This window comes from Halorubrum sp. AD140, from assembly GCF_034497445.1.
Classification (GTDB): Archaea; Halobacteriota; Halobacteria; order Halobacteriales; family Haloferacaceae; genus Halorubrum.
Genome location: NZ_JAXRUU010000069.1, coordinates 1 through 16,093, shown reverse-complemented (window position 1 = coordinate 16,093; position 16,093 = coordinate 1). Strand labels below are relative to the sequence as shown.

Annotated in this window: 18 protein-coding genes; 14 read left to right on the top strand and 4 right to left on the bottom strand. The window is 70.5% G+C overall.

Annotation, left to right across the window (positions count from 1 at the left end; genetic code table 11):
- Nucleotides 1-185, bottom strand: a 185-nt coding sequence (locus tag U4E84_RS14245) for an aldehyde ferredoxin oxidoreductase N-terminal domain-containing protein (RefSeq protein ID WP_322532779.1), incomplete at its 3' end; no start/stop codon positions are given.
- Nucleotides 186-505: 320 nt separating this feature from the next.
- On the opposite strand from U4E84_RS14245, the gene U4E84_RS14240 reads away from it, so the two are divergent.
- From U4E84_RS14240 to U4E84_RS14230, 3 genes are all read left to right on the top strand, one after another.
- Nucleotides 506-958: a hypothetical protein gene (locus tag U4E84_RS14240; protein ID WP_322532778.1), complete on the top strand. Its 453-nt coding sequence runs from the start codon at nt 506-508 to the stop codon at nt 956-958.
- Nucleotides 958-2,052 carry an archaeosine biosynthesis radical SAM protein RaSEA gene (locus U4E84_RS14235; protein WP_322532776.1) on the top strand — a complete coding sequence of 365 codons (1,095 nt, stop codon included), beginning with the start codon at nt 958-960 and terminating at the stop codon, nt 2,050-2,052. The genes U4E84_RS14240 and U4E84_RS14235 overlap by 1 nt, the downstream gene beginning before the upstream one ends.
- A 193-nt stretch (nt 2,053-2,245) precedes the next feature.
- A complete protein-coding gene (locus U4E84_RS14230) occupies nt 2,246-2,449 on the top strand; it encodes a hypothetical protein (protein WP_322532775.1) in 204 nt (67 codons plus the stop codon).
- Between the two features lie 35 nt (nt 2,450-2,484).
- Here the strand turns inward: U4E84_RS14230 and U4E84_RS14225 are convergent, their stop codons facing one another.
- Entirely contained in the window at nt 2,485-3,315 is an 831-nt protein-coding gene (locus U4E84_RS14225) for a 5-formyltetrahydrofolate cyclo-ligase (protein ID WP_322532774.1), read from the bottom strand.
- 144 nt (nt 3,316-3,459) lie between these two features.
- Between U4E84_RS14225 and U4E84_RS14220 the strand changes: the two genes are divergently transcribed.
- A complete protein-coding gene (locus U4E84_RS14220; protein WP_322532773.1) occupies nt 3,460-4,179 on the top strand; it encodes a DUF4013 domain-containing protein in 720 nt (239 codons plus the stop codon).
- 129 nt (nt 4,180-4,308) lie between these two features.
- On the opposite strand, the gene U4E84_RS14215 is transcribed toward U4E84_RS14220, so the two are convergent.
- Nucleotides 4,309-5,934: a Na+/H+ antiporter NhaC family protein gene (locus tag U4E84_RS14215; protein WP_322532772.1), complete on the bottom strand. Its 1,626-nt coding sequence runs from the start codon at nt 5,932-5,934 to the stop codon at nt 4,309-4,311.
- 355 nt (nt 5,935-6,289) lie between these two features.
- On the opposite strand from U4E84_RS14215, the gene engB reads away from it, so the two are divergent.
- The 3 genes from engB (at nt 6,290) to U4E84_RS14200 (ending at nt 9,139) form a co-directional block, all read left to right on the top strand.
- The gene (gene engB / locus U4E84_RS14210; RefSeq protein WP_322532770.1) at nt 6,290-6,910 is read left to right on the top strand and encodes a GTP-binding protein EngB; all 621 of its coding nucleotides are present in this window, start codon (nt 6,290-6,292) and stop codon (nt 6,908-6,910) included.
- Between the two features lie 159 nt (nt 6,911-7,069).
- Nucleotides 7,070-8,287, top strand: a complete 1,218-nt coding sequence (locus U4E84_RS14205) for a dihydropteroate synthase (RefSeq protein ID WP_322532769.1) — start codon at nt 7,070-7,072, stop codon at nt 8,285-8,287.
- Nucleotides 8,288-8,425: 138 nt separating this feature from the next.
- Nucleotides 8,426-9,139, top strand: coding sequence for a 6-hydroxymethylpterin diphosphokinase MptE-like protein (locus tag U4E84_RS14200; protein WP_322532768.1), 714 nt, complete (start codon nt 8,426-8,428; stop codon nt 9,137-9,139).
- On the opposite strand, the gene U4E84_RS14195 is transcribed toward U4E84_RS14200, so the two are convergent.
- Entirely contained in the window at nt 9,136-9,918 is a 783-nt protein-coding gene (locus U4E84_RS14195) for a creatininase family protein (RefSeq protein WP_322532767.1), read from the bottom strand. The two genes, U4E84_RS14200 and U4E84_RS14195, sit on opposite strands and share 4 nt — an antisense overlap.
- A 152-nt stretch (nt 9,919-10,070) precedes the next feature.
- On the opposite strand from U4E84_RS14195, the gene U4E84_RS14190 reads away from it, so the two are divergent.
- The 7 genes from U4E84_RS14190 to U4E84_RS14160 form a co-directional block, all read left to right on the top strand.
- Nucleotides 10,071-10,481, top strand: coding sequence for a nascent polypeptide-associated complex protein (locus U4E84_RS14190; protein WP_322532766.1), 411 nt, complete (start codon nt 10,071-10,073; stop codon nt 10,479-10,481).
- Between the two features lie 10 nt (nt 10,482-10,491).
- A complete protein-coding gene (locus tag U4E84_RS14185; protein ID WP_322532765.1) occupies nt 10,492-11,232 on the top strand; it encodes a tRNA (adenine-N1)-methyltransferase in 741 nt (246 codons plus the stop codon).
- 62 nt (nt 11,233-11,294) lie between these two features.
- Nucleotides 11,295-12,335: a DUF5821 family protein gene (locus U4E84_RS14180; RefSeq protein ID WP_322532764.1), complete on the top strand. Its 1,041-nt coding sequence runs from the start codon at nt 11,295-11,297 to the stop codon at nt 12,333-12,335.
- Between the two features lie 25 nt (nt 12,336-12,360).
- A complete protein-coding gene (locus U4E84_RS14175) occupies nt 12,361-13,482 on the top strand; it encodes an aminotransferase class I/II-fold pyridoxal phosphate-dependent enzyme (RefSeq protein ID WP_322532763.1) in 1,122 nt (373 codons plus the stop codon).
- 93 nt (nt 13,483-13,575) lie between these two features.
- On the top strand, nt 13,576-14,778 hold the full coding sequence (locus tag U4E84_RS14170; protein WP_322532762.1) for a methionine adenosyltransferase: 1,203 nt from the start codon (nt 13,576-13,578) through the stop codon (nt 14,776-14,778).
- Between the two features lie 73 nt (nt 14,779-14,851).
- Nucleotides 14,852-15,892: a HAMP domain-containing sensor histidine kinase gene (locus U4E84_RS14165; protein ID WP_322532761.1), complete on the top strand. Its 1,041-nt coding sequence runs from the start codon at nt 14,852-14,854 to the stop codon at nt 15,890-15,892.
- 102 nt (nt 15,893-15,994) lie between these two features.
- The coding region (locus tag U4E84_RS14160) for a DUF5804 family protein (RefSeq protein ID WP_322532777.1) at nt 15,995-16,093 on the top strand (99 nt) is incomplete at its 3' end.

Here is a 16,093-nt window from a genome sequence, read left to right as displayed (position 1 = left end):
GCGAGCCGGTTGTCCGGTCCCAGCGGGTCGACGTCCGGCCCGGCGTCGAAGAGATACCTCACGCCGAGCCCACGCGCCCCGATGTACTTTTTCGCGTCCGCGTCGTCGATTCCCCGGTAGTTGACCGCTCCGTCCCCGAGATCGACCTGTGCGACTCGGTCTCTGTATCCGCCCATTTCAGTCATGTAATGCTCGTTCATTATAGAAGGACCGTAGCGGGTTAGGTGTTCACCTCTCGACGTAGCCGATACCGGTTACTATTCGCCGCGTGTCTGGCGGCTGGCCTATATATTCTGCGCGCCGTTGACGCGGTCGATATCCGAGGACCGCAACGCGATCGGAGGGGATGGAGCGCCCCCGGAGACGTTGTGCGAGCGAGCGGTTTCGGCTGCCGACTCGCGTCGCGGGTCGGCTCCGCCGAGGCCGTGAACCCTAACTTCTCACGAGACGAACCGAGAGCGTGACCGATTCCGACCGCGATCGGCGAGTCGGCTCCGACGGGCTAATCGTGATCGCCGGGCGCGCCGCAGAGCGGCGGCGAACCGTCGTGACCGCGTTCGCGGTCGTCGTGTTCGTCGGATCGGTGGTTCCGGTTCCCTCCGCGTCGTCGGGAGGGGGCACCGGCGGCGTGCTCGGCGGGGTCGCCGGCGCGCTCCCGCCGGCGATCGGGCTCACCACTCCGTTCCACTTCCTGGGCTACGCAGGGCTCGCCGCGCTGCTCGTTCGCGCGGCGGAATCCGCGTCGGGGGGAAATCGAGAGCGGCGGGTCGTCGTGCTCGCGCTCGCAGCGGCCGCGGCGACGGCGTTCGGGTTCGGGATCGAGCTGGTCCAGGCGCCGATCCCGTGGCGGTCGTTCGCGTGGGGCGACGCCGCCGTCAACGCCGCGGGGGCGGTCGTCGGCGCGGGAGGGTACGCGATGACGACACGGCTTTACGCGCTCGCCCGCTCCCTCCGGTAATGAGCCAGCCGAGCCCCGACGCGTACGAGCAGGGGCGCGGGATGGACGCGCACAACGCCGTGATGCGCGACATCCGCGCCGAGCGCTCGGAGACGTACGACCCGACGCAGCCCACTCGCGTGTGGATCGACGAGGACAACACCCCCGACGGGGTCGTGAACTCGCTCACGATCATCCTCAACACCGGCGGCTGCCGCTGGGCGCGCGCCGGCGGCTGCACGATGTGCGGCTACGTCGCCGAGTCCGTGGAGGGCGGGAGCGTGAGCCACGAGGCCCTCATGAACCAGATCGAGGTGTGTCTCGACCACGAGGCGAAGAACGCGGACGCCCCCGCCGAGCTGATCAAGATCTACACCTCCGGCTCCTTCCTCGACGAGCGCGAGGTGCCCGCGGAGACCCGACGGGCCATCGCCGAGACGTTCGCCGACCGCGGCCGGATCGTGGTCGAGTCGCTGCCGGACTTCGTCGACCGCGAGAAGATCGCCGACTTCGCCGACCACGGGATCGCGACCGACGTGGCCGTCGGGCTGGAGACCGCCACCGACCGCGTGCGTCACGACTGCGTGAACAAGTACTTCGACTTCTCGGACTTCGAGGACGCCTGCGCCGAGGCGGCCGCCGCCGACGAGTCGTTCGACGCGGCCGTGGGGATCAAGGCGTACCTCCTCATGAAGCCGCCGTTCCTCGCGGAGCCCGAGGCCGCCGCCGACATGGTCGACTCCATCCGTCGCTGTGCCGACGTGGAGGGGTGTCACACCGTCTCGATGAACCCGACGAACGTCCAGCGGTACACGATGGTCGACGAGCTGTTCTTCGAGGGCGGCTACCGGCCGCCGTGGCTCTGGTCGGTCGCGCACGTCCTGGCGGAGACGGCCGACGTCGACGCCATCGTCGTCTCCGATCCGGTCGGACACGGCTCCGATCGGGGCGCGCACAACTGCGGCGAGTGCGACGACCGGGTCCAGACCGCGATCAAGGACTTCGACAGGCGACAGGACCCGAGCGTCTTCGAACAGGTGTCCTGCGAGTGCGAGGCGACGTGGGAGCACGTGATGGCGGCGGAGACGAGCTACAACATGCCGCTCGCGCGGTGAGCGCCGGGGCCATCGGGGGCACCGGGTCGATCGGGGGCCGAGGCGATCGAGGGCACCGGTCGGTTTCGTTCAACTTTCCGAAACGATCGTGCCGTTTCGACCGAATTTTAGCGGGTTTTCCGGCTACAGTTCGAAATATACCGAACGATCGGGTCGAACAAGACCCATATACGTCCGGCTCCTACCGCGAGACATGAACGCAGTCGCCAGCGGTCCCCGGTCGTCCCGCCGGAAGTCGGTCCTCTTCTGTGCGGAGTGCAGCTTCCAGAACCCCGTCTCGGAGGGGTGGCTCGTCGTCAGCGACGGCGACGAACGCACCATCGTCTGCCCCGAGTGCGGTCACGTCGCCGACCACCGCACGGCGCGGTCCGCGCCGTCGCAACAGCGCGCCGACTGAGCGGTCCGCGGTCGCCGTCGGGCGGCCGAGTCCCCCTATTTTCGCCCCGGTGCCCGCTCCGCGAGCACCGGGATCGCGTCCAGTCGGTCCGCGTCGAGCGCTCCCCAGTCGATCCCCGACGGACGCTCGTACGGCGTCTCGGTCCGAATCGTTCGCTCCGGCGTGGCGATCAGGTCGAGCGGCACGTCGTGCGCGTCCGGTCGGGGGAGCGGGGGCGTACGAGCGCCGTCGTCCCCGTGTCCCCCGCCGGCGAGTGCCGACTTCGGCCCATCGAGCACGGACAGCTCGTGGACCGTGGTCGCGGTCGTCGTCCCCTCGTCGCCGGGCTTCGCCCGACTGCCCGAGGGACGGAGTCCCTCGCTGTCGACCGCGTCGAGCTCGCTGAGCACGCCCCACTCCAGGTCGCTGTACCCCTCGCCCTTGCCGATCCGGGCGCCGTCGGTCGTGACGGCGACGGAGCCGGAGACGACGAGGTCGACGTGGGGGACGTCCTCGGGCGCGACCGGTGTGCCGTGCGTCGAGATCCCGGAGACGGTGGTGGCGTCGTCGATGGTCGCGTCGCCGTCGGCCCCGATGGCGTCGGGGTCGAGACGGAGGAACGGATCGGGACTCCGGAGCCGCGGCTGCGCGACGTACACCGTCTTGCCGGCGCGGAGCGCGGCGCGCCTGACCGGGAGTTGCGGCGCGTCGGGGTTGCACTTGAGCGTCTCCGCGTCGGCCCACTCGGTGGTCTCGGTCAGCCGCTCGCACGCCGCGTCCGCGCCCGCGAAGTTCGGTATCCGATCGCGGGGCGGGAACGGGAACCGGGCCTGGTCGCCCGCCTCGAAGGCGTCCCAGACGGCCTCGCGGACGGCCTGTTTGTCCATGCGAGCGGAACGGTCGGAGGCGGTAAGTAAGCCCCGAACGCGGTCACGGGAGCGGGCGGCAGCGTCGGCGCCGACTCGGTGCGTCCGCCGGTCGACCGGTATCTATCGCCGCGTTTATGCATCAGATCGGTGTTGATTCGGCGTATGTTGGAAGACGGCCTCTCGTACCCGGTGCGCGGCGACTGGATCGGACGAATCGTCATCGGCGGCGTGTTGGGATTCCTCTCGGTGCTCGTGGTTCCGGCGTTCCTCATCGTCGGGTACCTCGTTCGCGTGTTGGAGGAGACGATCGCCGGCGACGAGGTCCCGCCGGAGTTCACCGACTGGGGCGACCTCCTGACGAAGGGCGTGGTCGGGGCGATCATCACGATCGCGTACACGGTGATTCCGGTGGTCGCGTACGTCGTCGCGGTCGCGATCGTCGGGGGAACGAGCGGCGCCGTCGGCGGGGACGCGGGCGCGCTCATCGGCGTGGTCGGGGTGCTGCTGGCGCTGGCGTTCGTCCCGGTGCTGTTCCTGGTCTACTACGCGGTGCCCGCCGCGCTGTCGGCGTACGCGGCCCGCGGGGAGCTGGGCGCCGCGTTCGATCCGGACCTGCTGAAGCCGGCGCTGTTCAGTACCGAGTACCTCGTCGCGGTGCTGATGCCCATCGTCGTCGCGGTGATCACGTGGATCGCCACGGCGGTGCTGGCCGTCACCGTCGTCGGCCTCCTGCTCGTTCCGTTCGTCCAGTTCTACGGACAGGTCGCCGTGTTCCGGATGTTCGGGTCGGCGTTCGCGACCGTCAACGACCGGATCGAGGGCGGCCCGGCCGACGGTGAGGCAGTGACGGTCGACGACGACGACCGCGGCGCGGCGGTCTGATCGGAGGTTCCGGAGGCGACGGCACTGACTCGGCCGTCGCTACGACGCGTTCTGAAATCGGCCGGTCCTCCTGACGTGGTGTAAAAGAGTGATCGTGGCGGTCGGCCGACGCTCGGGTCGGCCGCGGGCTCAGTCGTCGTCGCTGATCGTCCGACTTCCGGCTCGGACCGAGCGGGTCGCCTCCACGCCCTTCCGGTTCGCGTCGAACTCGGAGAGGACGTACACAAGACCGACAAGCGTCACTACGCCGATCGGGAGCAGCACGAACGGCGTGATACGGGTGGCGCCCCACACCGTCAACAGCAGCGCGGCAACGATCAGCACCGTCGTGGCGTAGTACATCTGGGTGCGGACGTGATCGATGTGGTCGGACCCGGTGAACGTCGACGAGAGGATCGTCGTGTCGGAGATGGGCGAACAGTGGTCCCCGAAGATGGCGCCGCTGAACACGGTCCCGATCGCGACGGGGAGGAGTTCCGGCGTGCTGCCGCCGACGCTCCACGCCAGCGGGACGGCGATCGGCGTGACGATCGCCATCGTCCCCCAGGAGGTCCCCGTCGAGAACGCGATGAACGCGGACGCCATCAGCACGACGACCGGGAGCAGCGTCGGCGTCACGATGTTCTCCGCGATGTTCGTGACGAAGACCCCCGTGCCGAGCGCGGTGGTGACGGTGCCGATCGTCCACGCCATCACGAGGATCGTGAGCGCGGTCAGCATCATTCCGAAGCCGTCGATCACGGTCTCCATCGCCTCGTCGAGGTTGGCGAGCCCGCTCGCGACGCCCATGGCGAACGCGACGGCGACCATCATGAACGTCCCCCACAGCAGCGCGTCGACGAAGGCGGCGTTGCCGGCGATCTCGAACGGCCCCGCGCCGGGTTCCGACGCGTTGATTCCGGTGTAGAAACCGCCGCCGACCACGGTCACCATCAGGGCGAGGGTCGGGACCACGAAGTACCGGAGCTGCGGCGAGTCGGTCAGCACGTCCCCGAGGCTGTCCTCGGCGCTCTGCATCGGGATGGCCCCGTCACGCAGGACCTTCCCCTCCGTCGCCGAGCGGTGCTCGGCGTCGAGCATCTCGCCGAAGTCCCGCCTAGTGAAGACGATTATCCCGACCATCGCGACCGCGAACAGGCAGTACATGTTGAACGGGATGCTCTGTAAGAACAGCGCGAACGCGCTGGGGACCTCCCCCGATTCGACGGAGACGCCCGCGGCCTCGTACCCATCGCGGATCATGCTCAGCTGATACGCGACCCAGCTCGAGATGCCGAACGTCGCGACGGGCGCGGCCGTCGAGTCGATCATGTACGCGAGCTTCTCCCGAGAGATATTCACTTCGTCAGAGATCTCCCGCATCGTGGTGCCGACGATCGCCGTGTTCGAGTAGTCGTCGAAGAACCAGATCATGCCGAAGAGCCACGTCGCCGCGCCGACCTTCCGTTGGGTGTTGAGCTTGGAGGTCACCGCGTTCGCGAGGGCGTTCGCCCCGCCGAGCCGCCAGATGAGCGCGACGCCGGCCCCGAGGAACAACACGATCAGCATGATCTTCGCGTTGAACGTGCTCTCGCCGATCGAGGAGACGAGCCAGTCCAGCGTCTGCACCACGCCGTGGTTCATCGTGTGGATGACGCCGCCCGACCAGATCCCCAAGAACAGCGACAGGACCGGTTTCCGCGTCGCGATAGCGAGAACGATCGCCAGAAGCGGCGGAACGAGCGAGATGGCACCGACCGTCTCGCCGCCCGTCATGCGCCCCCCCTCGAGCGGTCAGAGACGGACGGTTGAGACGAGCGACCCTCGGGCGATCGTGACCTTCGCCGCACGCGTTCCGGGGCGTCGACACGGGTTTTCGTCGGCTTCGTCGGGCCGGTGCGACGGTTGCGAGCCCTCGTCGGGATATCCATGTTACGATGACTCACACCGTGTATGAATATATAAACATTGCGGTGGAGCCATGATTCAGTTCAGATCTTCACGAAATATACACTCACGGTGCGAGGGAGCGACCGGGTCGACTCTGGACCGACGCGCGCCGCCCTCCGCCGCGACGGCGTCCGAGACCGACGACGCGCCTTTTAAACCGTTCTGTCGCCCACGTACGCGTATGTTCGAAGACCGGCCGGACCGCGACGCGGAGGTCGTCCTCGTGGGGCGATCGAACGTCGGCAAGTCCACGCTGATGCGCGAGCTGACGGGCCACGACTTCTCGACGGGCGGCAAGCCGGGAGTCACCCGCCAGCCGAACCACTTCGACTGGGCGAGCGAGGACTTCATGTTCACGGACCTCCCCGGGTTCGGGTTCATGTCCGGCGTCGAGGCGGAGCACCGCGAGGCGATCAAGACGAACATCGTGCGCTACCTGGAGGAGAACGCCGACTCGATCCTGGCCGGCGTCGTCGTGATGGACGGGAAGGCCGCCGTCGACATCATCGACCGACACGCCGAGCGCGGGAACGTTCCGCACGACGTGGAGATGTACGGCTTCCTCGAGGACGTCGGCGTCGAGCCCATCGTCGCCGTCAACAAGACCGACAAGATCGACGACCTCGACGAGCGGCTCGACGAGATTTGCGACCGCCTCGGGCTCTACCCGCCGTGGCAGCAGTGGTCCGACCGGATCGCGCCGATCTGCGCGAAGCGAGGCGACATCGAGGCGTTAGAGGAGTGCCTCCGGACGCGGTTTCACGAACACAACCGCGACGACCTGCTGAAGTTCGTCTCGTAGTCGCCGTCTCGGATCGATGCGTGCCTCCGCCAGGTGCGTGCCTCGCCGCCGAGCGCGTGCCTCACCGCCGAGTGCGTTCGCGTCAGGACGGAGGTCGATCCCCCGGCGAACGCGTCGGGTACTCGCCCCGTTTATGTCGCTCGCGCTCGTGGCGAGCGTATGCGAAACGTGGACGCCGCGGGGCTGGGGATCGGCGACGACCACCCGCCGCGGATCATGGGCGTGCTCAACGTCTCGACGGAGTCTCCCTACGACCCGAGCGTGTACGACGACCCGGGCGAGGCGGCCGCGTACGTCGACGAGGAGCTGATCGGGGAGGGCGCCGACATCGTCGACGTCGGCCTCGAATCGGCCAACAAGGACCTCGACGTGCTCTCGGCCGAACAGGAGTTGGCGCGGCTCGACACCGCGGTCGAGACGCTCGAATCCACGTCCGGCGACGCCGTCTGGTCGATCGAGACCCGCTACCACGAGGTCGCCGACGAGGCCCTCTCGCGCGGCTTCGACATGGTGAACGACGTCTGCGGGTTCGCCGACCCCGAGATGCCCCGCGTCTGCCGCGAGCACGACGCCGCCGTCTCGAAGATGGCCTCGCCGCCGGACCTGGAGCGCCCGGGGGCGATCGAGGAGGTCGAAGAGATCTACGAGGCGCTCTCGATGAACGGCTTCACCGACAAGACGATCCTCGACCCCGCCTTCGGCGGGTGGTCGGAGGCGAAGACCCACGCCGACGACCGCGAGACGTTCCGCCGCCTCCGCGAGTTCCGGGGGTACGGCCGACCCCTGCTCGTCTCGATCAACCGCAAGAGCTTCCTCAAGACGATCGCCGGTCGGACCACCGCGGAGGCGCTGCCCGTCTCGCTGGCGGCCACGTCGATGGCGGTGGAGCGCGGCGCCCACGTGATCCGTACCCACGACGTGGCGGAGACGCGAGACGCAGCGCTCGTCGGCGCGGCGTTCGCCCGCGACCGGTTTCGGTCCGACTCGGGGCGTGAGACGGGCGACGTCGCCGTCGAGGAGCTCGACGTGACGACCGTCCGAGAGGCGGAGCGACACCTCGACCGACTCGGCGCCGACCGCGACGCGGCCGGCGACGCGGTCGTCCGCACGTACGAGCTGGACGGGCTGTCGGAGCCGATGGTCGGCGCGCTCAGGGCCGCGACCGCAGGTCCCGAGGGGGTCGGGGGCGCGTCCTTCGCCCTCGCCGAGACCGCTGAGATGGCTGTCGGCGAAAGCCCGGCCGCGGACGGCGGGGCTCCCGGCGCCGGACTCCTCGTCTGCACTCCCGCGGGGCTCTCTGCGCTCAGAACCGCCGTTTCCGGGGTCTCAGTCGACCTCGACGCCGCCCTCGAAGGGGTCGGCGCGGGCTTCGAGTAAGAGAAAGTTTATGCCGCCGTGCAGACAACCAATCGACCGGACGCCGGAGGGGCACGCGGGTAGGGGTACTCTGTGCTACTCCGGTCCATACCATATTCGCCCCAACCAGCGACGGCGCCGTCAGGCGGGGGTGACGTCGTGAACTTCGAGGCGTTCGAGCCGATGTACGGGGCGATCCTGGCGGATTTCGGGTTCGCCCGGGCCGACGACGAACGCGCCCGCGACATCGCCGCCGACCTGTCGACGCCGTTCCCAATGGAGCGGCTCGGCGACTGGCGAGGCGCGACCGTCGCGGTCGCGGGCGCGGCCCCGCGCCTCTCCGAGGACGTCGGTATCGCCCGCGACGCCGACGTCGTCGTCGCCGCGTCCACGGCGGCGGACACGCTCCGCGACCGCGGCGTCGTCGTCGACTGCATGGTGACGGACCTCGACAAGAACCCGGGGACCGCGGTCGAACTGACCCGCGAGGGCGTCCCCGTCGCGGCCCACGCCCACGGCGACAACGTCCCCGCCGTCCGCGAGTGGCTCCCGCGCTTCGAAGACGCGTGGACGCTGACGACGACGCAGGCCGCTCCCCGGGGGCCGGTCCGGAACCTCGGCGGGTTTACCGACGGCGACCGCGCCGCGTTCCTCGCGGACCACGTCGGCGCCGGCCGGCTCGTCTTCCCGGGGTGGGACTTCGACGATCCGAACGTCGGCCCGGTGAAGGCGAGGAAGCTCGACTGGGCCGCCCGGGTGCTGCGGTGGCTCGAACGCCGCCGCGACGAGCGGTTCGCGGTCCTCGACGGCCGACGAGCGGCGCTCGACGCGGCGATCGATCCGATACTCTCCGGCGCTCGCGGCGCTGACTAGGGGGGCGACTCGACGCGCTCCGCCGGCAACAGCTCCTCGCGGTCGCGCGCCTCGAGCCACGCCACCAGCTGCACGAGCTGGTCGGCAGCCGCCTCGAACAGGCGCTCGGCCTTCTCGGGAGTGACGTCGGTCGGGTCGCCGAACGCGCCGTTCGCGGAGTTGTCGACCGCGTCGTAGTACGTCCGGGCGCCGTGAACGACCGCGTCGGAGTCCTCGAGGCGGACGAGCCCGCCGTCCCGCGCGTTCTCGAGCTGGTCGGCGCGGACGAGTTCGGGCGCGATGTGGGTGATCATCGCGGTCTCCTTCGGTCCCGCGTGGGGGCCGTTGTGCTCGAACAGCTCGTCGACCAACCGCGGGATCGACTCGTCCCACATCCACTCGATCGCGTAGGTGGTCCCGTCCTCGTGGAGCCGCCGACCGACCTCCCGGAGGTGCTGGACGTTGCCGCCGTGGGCGTTCACGTAGACGACGCGGTCGACGCCGTGGTACGCGAGGTTCCGGGTGAACCCCTCGACGTAGTCGCGGAACGCCGGCGGGTCGACCCACATCGTCCCGGGGAACTGCCGGTGGTGCGGGCTGACCCCGACGGCGATCGTCGGCGTGCGGACGACGCCCGTCTCCTCGGCCGCCGCGTCAGCGAGCGCCTCGGCGATGAGGTGGTCGGTCGCGAGCGGGAGGTGCGGACCGTGCTGTTCGGTGGACCCGAGCGGGACGAGCGCGACCGACTCCTCCGCCAGCCGCTCCCCGAGCTCCGGCCACGACCAGTCGGCGAGGTACATACCGGTCGGTGGGGTCGGGGATGTATGAACCCAGCCGTCCCGGCTCCGTTCGCCGGATCGCGCGGCCGTGGCCGCTTCGCCGCGACGGTCGGCGTCGCCCACCCCGCTCCGTGTCGCCACCCTTTTTGTGTCGTCCGGCCGAACTCGCTCGTATGTTCGGAGGAGGCGGCATGAACCCGCGGAAGATGAAACAGATGATGAAACAGATGGGGATCGACGTCCAGGAGCTCGACGCCGAGCGGGTCGTCATCGAGACGGCCGACGGCGACCTCGTCTTCGACGACGCGCAGGTTACCAAGATGGACGCGCAGGGTCAGGAGACCTACCAGATCGTCGGCTCGCCCGAGGAGGTCGCCGACGCGGGCGCCGGCGGCCTCTCGGCGGTCGAGGGCGGAGACGAGTCGGTCGACGCGACGGAACGCGACGCGGGCGTGACCGACGCCATCCCCGACGAGGACGTGGCGCTCGTCGCCGAGCGCGCGGGCGTTCCCGAGTCGACGGCCCGCGAGGCGCTGGAGGACGCCGACGGCGACCTCGCGGCCGCGATCGCGGCTCTGGAGTGACTGATCCGGCGTGACCGACGCCGCGTACCTGCTCGTTCACGAGGACCGGGAGTACCTGCTGGAGCCCGGCGAGGAGTTCGGCACCGACCTCGGCGTGCTCGAGGTTCCCGAGGACGTCGAGGGCGGCGACACGATCGAGACGCACCTCGGCACGGTCTTCGAGGTCCGCGAGCTCCGCGGCCCCGACCTCTTCAACCACCTCGAACGCACCGGCGCGCCGATGATGCCTCGCGACGTGGGGCTCGTGATGGGCCACACCGGCGTGGCGAGCGGCGACCGCGTCCTCGACGCCGGCACGGGAACCGGGATCCTCGCCGCCTACCTCGGTCGGGCCGGCGCCGACGTGACCACCTACGAGGTCGACGCCGAGTTCGCCGACGTCGCCCGCTCGAACATGGTAACTGCGGGCGTCGCCGACCGGGTCGAGGTCCGGACCGGCGACCTCGCCGAGGAGCTCGACGCGCTCGCAGACGAGCGGCCCTTCGACGTGCTCACGCTAGACACCGGAGACGCGCCGGCCGTCGTCGAGCGCGCTGACGACCTGCTCGTTCCGGGCGGCCACCTCGCCGTCTACTCGCCGTTCGTCGAGGGCACCCGCGAGGCGGTCCTCGCCGCCCGCGACGCCGGACTCGACGGGATCGAGACGCTGGAGACGATCCAGCGAAAGATGGACTTCTCCGACCGCGGCTCGCGCCCCTCGACCGCGGGCGTCGGGCACACCGGGTACCTCCTGTTCGCGAGAGCGCCCTGACCTCGGCGGACCGCGCGCTCGGTCGCCGCAACGTTCTTTCCGGTTCCGCCGCGACGGACCGTATGGATTCCCCGGCGACCGGCGGCGACGGGCCATCGGCCGAGTGCGACGCGGCGGCCGCGGTCGGCGGAACCGGCGGCGGCGCCACCGAGATCGCCGCCGCGATCGCCGAGACGGACGACGGGATTCGGGAGGCGGTCGAGTCGGCGCTCGCCGGACGGTCCGGCCTCGTCGCCGTCGGCGTCCCGCTCGCGCTGTTCCCGTCGGTGCTCGCGGCCCGGGAAGGGACCGACGGGGAACCGTGGCGGGTCGCCTGCCGGCCGGAGGCCGTCGACGCGCTCGGCCGGGCGTTCGCCCTGGGCACCGCGGTCGCGGAGGCGGTCGAGCGCGGCGAGATCGAGCTCCGGACGGTCGGACCGGGCGAGACCGCCGCCGACAGCGCCGACCGGGGCCCGCTGTTCGCGACGCCAGAGCGCGTCGACGCCCTCGCGGGCCCGCGAGAGGATCGGACGCTCGTCACCGAGACGAGGGCCGCGAACGCCGCCGGAGCCGCCGCGGCGGCGAGGGCGCGGTTCGAGGCGGCGACGTCGGCGGCCGTCGACATGCCCTCGCGGAGCCGGCTGCTCGCGTCCGCGCGAGAGACGCTCGACGACCGGTTCGCCGACGACGTGGCAGCGGTCCTCGACGCGCTCGAGTACGGCGCGGTCGGCCGGGTCGGCGCCATCACCGACCGAACGCTCCTCCTCGCGCTGGCCGCCCGACACGACCACCTGCTGCGGGACCTCCGGCGCTGGATAGGGACCGAGCGAGAGGCGGGCGTCGGGATCGCGCCGGGACAGGAGCTGACGGACGATCGGCGCGCGCTCGTCGAGCGAGAGCTGATCGAGGCGATCCGGGTGCCGATGGGCGACGGGCGTCCCCGCCTCCGGCTCAGGGCGGTCGACGAGGCGCTGCTCCGCGCCAGGCCGGACGAGGTGTTGAGCGTGCTCCGCGGTCGGTTCGCGCTCCCTCTCGCGGAGGACGGGACGCTCCGCCGCGGACCCGGTCACGACGACCGCCGCCCGGTGTGGGAGCGGCGGCGGCGGCGACGTGACAAGAACTAACTCCCGGCGGCGCCCCCGAACGCGTATGCCGAACTTCTCCGACAGGGTCGAGCGGATCTCCATCAGCGGGATCCGCGAGGTGTTCGAGGCGGCCGGCGACGACGCGATCAACCTCGGGCTCGGGCAGCCGGACTTCCCGACGCCGGAGCACGCGAGGCGGGCGGCCGTCGACGCGATCGAGGGCGGGCGCGCGGACGCGTACACCGAGAACAAGGGGGTCCGGTCGCTGCGCGAGGCGATCGCGGAGAAGCACCGGACGGACCAGGGGGTCGATCTCGACCCCGCGAACGTCATCGCCACCGCGGGCGGGAGCGAGGCGCTCCACGTCGCGTTAGAGGCCCACGTCGACACGGGCGACGAGGTGGTGATCCCGGACCCGGGGTTCGTCTCCTACGACGCGCTCACGAAGCTCGCGGGCGGCGAGCCCGTCCCCGCCCCCCTGCGCGAGGACCTCACCATCGACCCGGTCGCGGTCGAGGCGGCGATCACCGACGACACCGCGGCGTTCGTGGTGAACTCGCCCGGCAACCCCACCGGCGCCGTCTCCTCCGAGGCGGACGTCCGGGAGTTCGCGCGGATCGCGGACGAGCACGACGTGCTCTGCATCTCCGACGAGGTGTACGAGTACACCGTCTTCGACGGGAGCCACTACTCGCCGATGGAGTTCGCGGAGACCGACAGCGTCGTCGTCGTCAACTCCGCCTCGAAGCTGTTCTCGATGACGGGCTGGCGGCTCGGGTGGGTGTACGGCTCCGACGAGCGGGTCGAGCGCATGTTGCGGGTCCACCAGTACGCGCAGGCGTGCGCGTCAGCGCCGGCGCAGTACGCGGCCGAGGCCGCGCTGCGCGGCGACCGCGGTATCGTCAAGGAGATGACCGCCTCCTTCGAGCGCCGTCGGGACCTCCTGCTGGAGGGGTTCGCCGACATCGGCCTCGACTGTCCCACGCCGCAGGGCGCCTTCTACGCGATGCCGCGGGTGCCCGAGGGGTTCGTCGACGAGTGCCTCGACCGCGGCGTGATCGTCGTCCCGGGCGAGGCGTTCGGCGAGGGCGGCCGGGGTCACGCGCGGATCTCCTACGCGACCGACGAGGGCGAACTGCGCGAGGCGCTCGACGTGATGGGCGAGGCGTACGCGGCGGTTCAGTAGCGTCAATTTCTGCCGAACCATAACCTAGAAGCATTACCTGGCCACGGGAGGTTTCCGCAAGTTATACTGCGGCCGGTGAAGTACCGAGGCGTAATGGACCGGAACATACAGGTCAGCCGCCTCGACCGCGCGGCGGTCGAGGACCAGGAGGTCGAGATCGTCGAGCGGAAGGGTATCGGACACCCCGACTCGATCTGCGACGGGATCGCGGAGTCGGTGTCGCGTGCGCTCTCGCAGCTCTACCTCGACCGCGTCGGCAAGGTGCTCCACTACAACACCGACGAGACGCAGCTCGTCGCCGGCCGCGCGGCGCCCGCGTACGGCGGCGGCGAGGTCGTCGAGCCGATCTACGTGCTCATCGTCGGCCGCGCCACGAAGGAGTACGAGGGAGAGCAGCTCCCGGTCGACTCGACCGCGCTGGCGGCCGCCCGCGACTACCTCGCGGAGGCCATTCCCGAGCTGGAGTACGGCACCGACGTCGTCGTCGACGTGAAGCTCGGCGAGGGCTCCGGCGACCTCCAGGACGTGTTCGGCGAGGAGACCCAGCAGGTGCCGATGGCGAACGACACCTCCTTCGGCGTCGGCCACGCGCCCCTCACGGAGACGGAGACGATCGTGCTGGAGGCCGAGCACGCGCTCAACGGACCGTACCACGACGAGCACCCCGAGCTCGGCCCGGACGTGAAGATCATGGGCAAACGCGAGGGCGACCGGATCGACATCACGGTCGCGGCCGCGATGGTCGACCGGCACGTCGACGGCCTCAACGGTTACGACGACGCCGTCGACGACGTTCGCGAGTTCGTCACCGGGATCGCCCGGGACCACACCGACCGCGAGGTGCACGTCGACGTCAACACCGCCGACGACTACGACGAGGGGTCGGTGTACCTCACGGTCACCGGCACCTCCGCCGAGCAGGGCGACGACGGCTCCGTGGGGCGCGGCAACCGCGCGAACGGGCTCATCACCCCGAACCGGCCGATGTCGATGGAGGCCACCTCCGGGAAGAACCCGGTGAACCACATCGGGAAGATCTACAACCTCCTGTCGACGCGGATCGCCGAGTCGGTCACCGCCGAGGTCGACGGGATCCGCGACCTGCAGGTCCGACTCCTCTCGCAGATCGGCCGCCCGATCGACGAGCCCCACGTCGCCGACGCGCAGCTCGTCACCGAGAAGGGCGTCGCGGTCGGCGACATCGAGGCCGAGGTGCGCGCCATCGTCGACCGCGAACTGGCGGACGTCACGGACGTGACCCGCAGCGTCATTGACGGCGACGTCTCGACGTTCTGATAATCCAGAGACGGAAGAGTCGCCCCCGGCGGATCTCAGAAGCTATTTGCGGTCTGACGAGACAGTCCGGCCAATGGAGTCCACGCGGGCCTGGCCGGTCCTCGCGCTCGTCGGCGTCGTCGGGATCGGCGCTCGCGTGGCCGAGTTCTCGCTGTCCCCGACCGCCGACCCGCTGACGGTCGTCGTCGGCTCGCTGATCCCGATCGGCTTCGCCGCCGCGCTGCTGGCCCTCCTGTGGTGGATCCGGTACGACGACCGGACGACGATCACGGACCGGACCGTCGGCTGGTGTCTGTTGGGCGGCGCGCTGATCGCCGGCATCGAGGGGACGACGATCCTGTACCAGCAGACGCAGGGGGTCGTGCTCACCGAGCGACGGCTCACGCTGGTGAACGCCTTCGTTCGCGGGACGCTGCTCGGACTGCTGATCGGGCTGTACGACCACCAACGGCGGGCCGCGATCCGCACCTCCCGCGAGAGCGAGACCCGCCGGGACCGGCTGGAGGAGTTCGCCTCCGTCGTCGCTCACGACCTCCGGAACCCGCTGTCGGTCGCGAAGGGGTACCTCACGCTCGCTCGGGAGGGCGACGAGGCCGCGTTCGACCGCGTCGCGGACGCCCTAGAGCGAACCGAACAGATCGTCGACGACACGCTGACGCTCGCCCGGGAGGGCGAGTCGGCGACGCGGACGGAGACGGTCTCGCTCGCCGCGCTGGCTCGCGGCGCGTGGTCGACGACGGCGGACGCCGAGGGAGCCGCGGGCGAAGCGGCCGGCCTCGACGTCGTCGGCGACGCGACGATCGACGCCGACCCGGTCCGCCTCCGTCGGCTCCTCGAGAACCTCTTTCGCAACGCGATCGAGCACGGCGGCGCCGACGGCCCGGTGACCGTCACCGTCGCCCCGACGCCGACCGGGTTCGTCGTCGCCGACGACGGCCCCGGGATCCCCGCCGCCGAGCGCGGGTCGGTGCTCGACGCGGGCTACACCACCGCGGCCGACGGAACCGGGTTCGGCCTCGCCATTGTCTCGCGCATCGCCGACGCTCACGGCTGGACGGTGTCGATCGAGGAGAGCGACGCGGGCGGCGCGACGTTCGTCTTCGAGACGCGGTGAGGTGGGAGCGGCGTCGAAGCCGCGGTGGGGCGTCCGCTGCGTCGACCGCCCCGGGCACGCGCGACCGGAACCGATTTGGGAGCCGGGCGAGTCCGGTAGCGTGTGACGCGGGTGTGTCTCCTCGGCGACCCGGACGTCAACCTCACCTACGAGCTGCTGTCGCGGGAGACCGCCCGGGACGCGCTGGCGACCTACGACATC

Bases quoted from the DNA above. Each gene is read 5' to 3' on its own strand.
- U4E84_RS14165 (WP_322532761.1), top strand. From the start codon at position 14,852: ATGGAGTCCACGCGGGCCTGGCCGGTCCTCGCGCTCGTCGGCGTCGTC.
- U4E84_RS14180 (WP_322532764.1), top strand. From the start codon at position 11,295: ATGGATTCCCCGGCGACCGGCGGCGACGGGCCATCGGCCGAGTGCGAC.
- U4E84_RS14175 (WP_322532763.1), top strand. From the start codon at position 12,361: ATGCCGAACTTCTCCGACAGGGTCGAGCGGATCTCCATCAGCGGGATC.
- engB (WP_322532770.1), top strand. From the start codon at position 6,290: ATGTTCGAAGACCGGCCGGACCGCGACGCGGAGGTCGTCCTCGTGGGG.
- U4E84_RS14190 (WP_322532766.1), top strand. From the start codon at position 10,071: ATGTTCGGAGGAGGCGGCATGAACCCGCGGAAGATGAAACAGATGATG.
- U4E84_RS14220 (WP_322532773.1), top strand. From the start codon at position 3,460: ATGTTGGAAGACGGCCTCTCGTACCCGGTGCGCGGCGACTGGATCGGA.
- U4E84_RS14215 (WP_322532772.1), bottom strand. From the start codon at position 5,934: ATGACGGGCGGCGAGACGGTCGGTGCCATCTCGCTCGTTCCGCCGCTT.
- U4E84_RS14225 (WP_322532774.1), bottom strand. From the start codon at position 3,315: ATGGACAAACAGGCCGTCCGCGAGGCCGTCTGGGACGCCTTCGAGGCG.
- U4E84_RS14235 (WP_322532776.1), top strand. From the start codon at position 958: ATGAGCCAGCCGAGCCCCGACGCGTACGAGCAGGGGCGCGGGATGGAC.
- U4E84_RS14195 (WP_322532767.1), bottom strand. From the start codon at position 9,918: ATGTACCTCGCCGACTGGTCGTGGCCGGAGCTCGGGGAGCGGCTGGCG.
- U4E84_RS14205 (WP_322532769.1), top strand. From the start codon at position 7,070: ATGCGAAACGTGGACGCCGCGGGGCTGGGGATCGGCGACGACCACCCG.
- U4E84_RS14170 (WP_322532762.1), top strand. From the start codon at position 13,576: ATGGACCGGAACATACAGGTCAGCCGCCTCGACCGCGCGGCGGTCGAG.
- U4E84_RS14230 (WP_322532775.1), top strand. From the start codon at position 2,246: ATGAACGCAGTCGCCAGCGGTCCCCGGTCGTCCCGCCGGAAGTCGGTC.